Source organism: Rhizobium cerradonense (assembly GCF_030182455.1).
Taxonomy (GTDB): Bacteria; Pseudomonadota; Alphaproteobacteria; order Rhizobiales; family Rhizobiaceae; genus Rhizobium.
Genome location: NZ_JAQJCK010000050.1, coordinates 1 through 6,128, shown reverse-complemented (window position 1 = coordinate 6,128; position 6,128 = coordinate 1). Strand labels below are relative to the sequence as shown.

Sequence of the window (6,128 nt, the reverse complement as noted above, 5' to 3'; positions counted from 1 at the left end):
TGTCTTCGCCGATGGTGGCTATGCGGGCGATAAGTTGAAGCGGCGACTGAAAAAGATCGGGCGCTGGACGATCGAGATCATCAAGCGCTCAGACAAGGCGAAAGGCTTCGAGGTTCTGCCGCGTCGATGGGTGGTCGAACGGACCTTCGCCTGGCTTGGCAGATGCCGCAGATTGGCCAAAGACGTCGAACGCTCGATCGCATCAGCCGAAGCGTGGATCATGATCGCCCACATTCGTCTCATCACCAGACGGCTAGCAAGGTATGGATATCGTTGAACGCTTTTCGAATCCGACTCTAATGCATTTATGGTGTTCGGGACAGTTGCCTGCGCCTCCTTTTTCGCCGGTTCGCTGCTGCACAGCTCAGGCTGGAGCACGGTCAACTGGCTTGTGCTGCCGGCCGTAGCTTTTATGCTCGTTCCGTTGGTATCGCGCGCCGCCAGCTTACCCCGCAACAGATGAGGAAGGACTCTAGTGTCGGTTTCCGCGCGTCGCTCGATCAGATTGTACTCGCGCTTCATGTCTTGAGGCCGCAGCGCGTTTCTACGAGCGCTTGGCTTCCGGCGTGGCGCGCGCAACCGTCACCCAGGACGCCTTGGCATGGCAATCGGTTTTGTCTCGGACGGCTAATGCGGCAGGACACGCAACTTGCGCGGCGAACGAAACTGCCTCACCACGCATCCCGCAATCACGCGAGGGGTGTGCGGCCCATCTCTCGGGCAAGCGTCAGGAAGCCATCGATATAGGAGATGGTCTCCTCGCCGCGCCTGACGCCCAGATTGATGCTCTTCCGGATGCCGGCTTCTCCGAGGCTGAGCGCCCGTATCGGCATTCCTGCCCCATCCTCGTGCAGCAACCAGTCCGGAAGGACGGTGACCCCCCTGCCCGCGCAGACGAGTTGCAACATCAGGTCTACGGTTTCGGCCGTGCGGTGCTGACGGGGCCGATAATGGGCGGGAACGAGAAACTTGGTGTAAATGTCCAATCGCTCTAGGGTGACGGGAACAGTGATTAGCTCTTCGTCCATCAGATCGTGCGGTTGCACGCATGTCCTGCCGGCAAGAGGATGGGACTCGTGCACCATAAGGACCAGCTCGTAATCGAACACGGGCGTGAACAGCAGCTCCGGCGCCTCTACCGGGTCCGGCGTTATCAAGAGGTCGATTTCATAACCGAGCAGCGCCTCGACCCCGTCGAAGCGAAAGGCGGTGCGCACGTCGAAATCCACGTCGAGCCACTGAGCCAGATAGGGTGTCGCCATTCTCGAGAGCCAGCGCTGGCAGGGATGGCATTCCATGCCAACTCGGAGCATTCCTCTTCGCCCCAATGAGAAGTCTATGAGGACCCGTTCCGCGTGCTCCAGTTGCGGCAGAACCCGCTCGGCCACGGTGAGCAGGTATTCGCCCGTTTGCGTTAGGCGCAAACCCCGACCGGTTTTCATCCAGATCTTGATGCCATGCCGATCCTCGAACTTCGCGATCGTGTGGCTGAGCGCCGACTGTGTGACGTTCATCTTCTCGGCCGCCGCGGTGACGCTGCCGTGACGGTTGACTTCCCTCAGGATCGCAAGATGCTGCCGATCTATCATTATGACCTCCGCTCATCACCACATGAATTCATACCATTTCCATTCATAATGCACTGCGATTAACCTTTTCGTCAACCATGATCCTGCCGAGGCAGCCGCGACGGACGAAAGGAAATGTATTGACGAAGCTTGCAACTGCGCCGCATCCGCGTGGGGATCACGCCATGCCGTCATCTATTTTTGACGAGGTCATCGATCGCAAGAACAGCAACTCGATGAAATGGGCTTTCGCCGAGCGCCTGCTGTCCGCAGACGAAGCGGCCGCCGATCCTCTTCCCATGTGGGTTGCCGATACCGATTTCAAAGCCCCGCGACCGGTCATCGATGCGCTTGCCGAGGCTGTCCAGCACGGCGTCTTCGGCTATCCCGGCGGCATGACCAAAAATTACCTTGAGGCCGTGACCGGATGGCAGGCAAAGCGCTTCGGTTTTGACGTGGCGCCGGCATGGGTTGTTGCCTCGGCCGGCATCATTACCATCCTGAAGGTCGCCGCACAGGCGTTTTCCGCGCCTGGCGACTCCATTCTCATCCAGCCGCCCGTCTATGCCCATTTCCACAACGACATGCTGATGAATGGCCGTCATCTGGCCTTCGCCCCGCTCGTTCGCACCGAGGACGGCTACCGGTTCGATGCCGCCATTTTCGAGGCGGCCATACGGCCCAACACGAAGATCTTCATCCTCAGCAATCCGCACAATCCGACCGGAAATGTCTGGTCGGAAGAAGAACTGCGGACCATGGGAGAGATCTGCGCCCGGCACGACATTCTGGTGATTTCCGACGAAATTCACCAGGACCTGATCCTCAACCCGGCGAAGAAACACATCGCCTTCGCATCGCTGGGCGAAAAATTCGCGCAAATGAGCATCACGTGCACCGCGCCGAGCAAGACCTTCAATCTGCCGGGTCTGCAATGCGCAAATATCTTCGTGCCGAATCCGCGGCTGCGTGGTGAACTGCTGCGCCAATACGACCGCAACATGTTCCCGCTGGTCAACGTACTGGGCATGGTCGCTTGCGAAGCGGCCTATGCCCATGGCGAACCCTGGCTGGAGGAGATGCTCGCCTATGTGCGCGGCAATCACCTCTATTTCGCGGATCGGATCAATAATGCGACCGACAAGGTCCGCGTGCTTCCGGCAGACTCGCTCTATCTCGCCTGGATGGATTGCCGTGGGCTCGGCATGGATGCCGCAACACTCGAAAAATTCATGCTGACCAAGGCGCGCGTCTGGCTCGACAAGGGCCAGAAGTTTGGGATTGAGGGCCGCGGCTATATGCGCGTCAATCTCGGCTGTCCTCGCTCGACTGTCGATGATGCGATCACCCGCATCAACGCCGCCATCTCTAAACTGTGAGGCGCGCCGATGTCTCAAACGATTGAAAAACGCATGGCCGAACTCGGGCTAGAACTGCCTGAAGCGGCGAAGTCGGTAGCGAACTATCTCCCCATCGTCGCAAGCGGCAATCTCATTCTCACGTCGGGTCAGCTGCCACTGTCGAACGGCAAGTTGATTGCCACAGGTCTCGTCGGCCGCGAGCTTGACGTCACGGCCGCAGCGCTGGCTGCCAGACAATGCGCCTTGAACATCCTCGCCCAGGCGCAGGCACATCTCGGCAGCCTCGATCGGATTGCACGGATCATCAAGATCACGGTCTTCGTGGCTTCGGCTGAGGACTTCACCGAGCAACATCTCGTTGCAAACGGGGCGTCTGATGTCCTCCTCGCTGTCTGCGGCGACAAAGGCAAGCACGCGCGCTCCGCCGTCGGCGTCGCCGCTTTGCCGATGAATGCACCCGTCGAGATAGAGGCGATGCTCGAAATCGACCAATAACAATACGTGTCACCAGGCTCTGCGGAACGACGAACAATCGGGAACTCAACCGATCCCAAAGCGGAGAACCGGCAGGAAGCCGCTGCTTTCGGATCACAAACCGGGAGAATGTCAATGAAGAAGACTTTGTTGTTGGCCACAGTGGCCGCGGCGACGCTGACGGCGGGCATAGCGTCGGCCGGCACGATGGCCGACGTCCAGGCGCGTGGCAAGCTCAACTGCGGCGTGACCGGTGGTCAGGCTGGTTTCTCCGCGCCGGATGCGTCCGGCGTTTGGCAAGGCATGGACGTCGCCTATTGTCGGGCGATCGCCGCCGCGGTCCTGAAGGACCCCAATGCGGTGAACTTCGTGCCGACGACCGGCCAGACGCGCTTTACGGCGCTCGCATCGGGCGAAATCGACATCCTGTCGCGCACTACGACCTGGACGTTTTCGCGCGACGTCGACCTCAAGTTCACCTTTGCCGGCGTGAATTTCTATGACGGGCAAGCCTTCATGGTGCCAAAGGCGCTCGGCGCAAAGAGCGCCAAGGACCTGAACGGCGCGACGATCTGCATCCAGACAGGCACCACCACCGAGCTGAACCTTGCGGAATATTTTCGCAAGAACAGCATGACCTACGAGCCGGTACCGGTCGAGAACAATGCCGACATCGCCCAGAAGTACTTGGCTGGCGCCTGCGACGTTTATACCAGCGACGGATCGGACCTCGCCTCTACGCGCTCCAGCTTCAAGACTCCGCAGGACCACGTCATTCTTCCGGATGTCATCTCGAAAGAGCCATTGGGTCCGCTTGTGCGTCAGGGCGACGACCAATGGGCTGATGTGGCGCGATGGACGTTGCAGGCGCTGATTGCTGCCGAAGAGCTCGACGTCACCGCAGAGAATGTCGAGAAGCTTTCCGCCGGCACCGACAACCCCGAAATAAACCGCCTGTTGGGCAAGGAAGGCAATCTCGGCGAACAGCTCGGCCTCGATGCCGCCTGGGCCAAACGTGTGATTGCCGCCGAGGGCAATTACGGGGAAATCTTCGCCAAGAACATCGGCGAGAAAACGCCGATCGGATTGGCCCGCGGACAAAACGCCTTGTGGAACCAGGGCGGTCTTATGTACCCGCTGCCGTTCCGCTGAGAGCCTTCAAGGTGCGGGCTTGCCCCCGCGCCTTTCGCTTTCGCCTCGTCTGCCCGCACCGAAGGCCGCGCAGACCTTCAGGGAGATATCTCGCATGACAATGAAAACCGGTGCTCCGCGCCAGCCGTTTCACCTGGGCATGCTGTTTAACGACACCCGTTATCGAGCACGGACGATCCAGATCCTGGCGTTCATCCTGCTCCTGCTTGCGGCAGCGTGGCTGGTCGACAACACGATTCGCAATCTCGCCGCACTTGGAAAAGACTTCTCCTTCGGTTTTCTATGGAGCACGGCCGGTTACGACATTTCTCCGCATGCCATCGACTACTCCAGCACAAGCACACACGCCCGTGCCGCCGTCGTCGGCCTGCTCAACACGCTGATTGTCGCCGCAATGGCGTGCTTGACCGCATCAATTCTTGGCGTTTTGGCAGGGGTGCTGAGGCTTTCAGACAACTGGATCGTCGCCCGCTTGATGACGGTTTATGTCGAGAGCTTCCGCAACATTCCGGCTCTGCTCTGGATCATCGTCGTAGCTGCGGTGATGTCGCAGGCGATGCCGACACCGAACGCATTTCGCGGCGAGCATCCCACAGCAGCGATAATGCTCTGGGACAGCATCGCGGTTACGAACCGCGGCATCTACCTACCCACGCCCGCCTTCTCGCAAAGCCTGGGGCCGGCTCCTGATGTGCTTGGAGCATTTGATCTCAATTACGTAGCGATTCTGACTATTGTGGCGCTTTCACTCATCGGGCATCGGGGATTGGTAAAAGCACGCCGCGCAGGTCCAAGGCAAAACCGGTCAGCGCCCGGCCACGTGGTGGAAGAGCCTGGGCGTCTTTGCGTTGCCGATGATAATCCTCCTTTACGTACTCGGCTTCCACTTAGACTGTCCGGCCTTGAAGGGCTTGAACTTCACCGGCGGTCTGCAGTTGCGCAATGCCTTCATCGCGCTCTGGATAGGGCTGAGCCTCTATACCGGCGCCTTCATTGCGGAAATCGTTCGTTCCGGCATTCTTGCCATTTCGAAGGGCCAGTCTGAAGCGGCGCATGCGCTTGGGCTCTCCTCAGGACGCACGATGCGTCTGGTAATCTTGCCGCAGGCCCTGCGGGTCATCGTGCCGCCGCTGATCTCGCAATATCTCAACATCACGAAAAATACGTCGCTGGGCCTAGCCGTCGGCTACATGGATCTCCGTTCGACGCTCGGGGGCATCACGATCAACCAGACCGGGCGCGAGCTCGAAGGCATGCTGATGCTGATGCTGACTTAGCTTGACTTTGTACAAAATCTCTTTGGAATTTCGGGTTTGTTGCGGCGGCGCTGATCTTCCGCGTACTGGCAGCGTGGCGCGCGCGGCACTCTCATTTTGAGGCAATTTGAGCGGGGTGAATCAATTCGCCGCAGTCTCTCTGACTTGCCTGTTTCGCGTGACCGGATTCGAACCGGTGGATGACCGATCATAATGAGAACTGCGTCGGGTCGGGTGATCCTGTTCCGCAAATCCTTCGCCAGTGGCTGTCGTCGTTTCGTCCCTGGTTCACGGCACCCAGCTGGGAGCATCTCCTG

Annotated in this window: 6 protein-coding genes and 2 pseudogenes; 7 read left to right on the top strand and 1 reads right to left on the bottom strand. The window is 59.4% G+C overall.

The features are described from left to right. Both PH547_RS33330 and PH547_RS33325 read left to right on the top strand, forming a co-directional pair. The coding region (locus PH547_RS33330) for a transposase (protein ID WP_285170454.1) at window positions 1–277 on the top strand (277 nt) is incomplete at its 5' end. 18 nt (window positions 278–295) lie between these two features. Continuing rightward, window positions 296–463 (top strand): annotated as a pseudogene (locus PH547_RS33325) (MFS transporter); the annotation flags it as partial. Between the two features lie 226 nt (window positions 464–689). Here the strand turns inward: PH547_RS33325 and PH547_RS33320 are convergent. Then, window positions 690–1,589, bottom strand: coding sequence for a LysR family transcriptional regulator (locus tag PH547_RS33320; protein ID WP_004112786.1), 900 nt, complete (start codon window positions 1,587–1,589; stop codon window positions 690–692). 164 nt (window positions 1,590–1,753) lie between these two features. Between PH547_RS33320 and PH547_RS33315 the strand changes: the two genes are divergently transcribed. The 5 genes and pseudogenes from PH547_RS33315 to PH547_RS33295 all read left to right on the top strand — a co-directional run bounded on the left by PH547_RS33315 (window position 1,754) and on the right by PH547_RS33295 (window position 5,832). Continuing rightward, on the top strand, window positions 1,754–2,947 hold the full coding sequence (locus PH547_RS33315) for a MalY/PatB family protein (RefSeq protein WP_246802381.1): 1,194 nt from the start codon (window positions 1,754–1,756) through the stop codon (window positions 2,945–2,947). A gap of 9 nt (window positions 2,948–2,956) precedes the next feature. Further along, window positions 2,957–3,424: a RidA family protein gene (locus PH547_RS33310; protein WP_004112782.1), complete on the top strand. Its 468-nt coding sequence runs from the start codon at window positions 2,957–2,959 to the stop codon at window positions 3,422–3,424. Window positions 3,425–3,538: 114 nt separating this feature from the next. Then, window positions 3,539–4,555: an amino acid ABC transporter substrate-binding protein gene (locus PH547_RS33305; protein WP_004112780.1), complete on the top strand. Its 1,017-nt coding sequence runs from the start codon at window positions 3,539–3,541 to the stop codon at window positions 4,553–4,555. Between the two features lie 94 nt (window positions 4,556–4,649). Continuing rightward, a pseudogene (locus PH547_RS33925) lies at window positions 4,650–5,030 on the top strand (amino acid ABC transporter permease); the annotation flags it as partial. A 379-nt stretch (window positions 5,031–5,409) separates the two neighbouring features. After that, on the top strand, window positions 5,410–5,832 hold the full coding sequence (locus tag PH547_RS33295; protein ID WP_246802380.1) for an ABC transporter permease subunit: 423 nt from the start codon (window positions 5,410–5,412) through the stop codon (window positions 5,830–5,832). The last annotated feature ends 296 nt before the right edge of the window (window positions 5,833–6,128 follow it).

What these genes read in the sequence shown, in the direction of transcription:
- PH547_RS33320 (WP_004112786.1), bottom strand. Translation starts at nt 1,589, where the DNA reads ATGATAGATCGGCAGCATCTTGCGATCCTGAGGGAAGTCAACCGTCAC.
- PH547_RS33315 (WP_246802381.1), top strand. Translation starts at nt 1,754, where the DNA reads ATGCCGTCATCTATTTTTGACGAGGTCATCGATCGCAAGAACAGCAAC.
- PH547_RS33310 (WP_004112782.1), top strand. Translation starts at nt 2,957, where the DNA reads ATGTCTCAAACGATTGAAAAACGCATGGCCGAACTCGGGCTAGAACTG.
- PH547_RS33305 (WP_004112780.1), top strand. Translation starts at nt 3,539, where the DNA reads ATGAAGAAGACTTTGTTGTTGGCCACAGTGGCCGCGGCGACGCTGACG.
- PH547_RS33295 (WP_246802380.1), top strand. Translation starts at nt 5,410, where the DNA reads ATGATAATCCTCCTTTACGTACTCGGCTTCCACTTAGACTGTCCGGCC.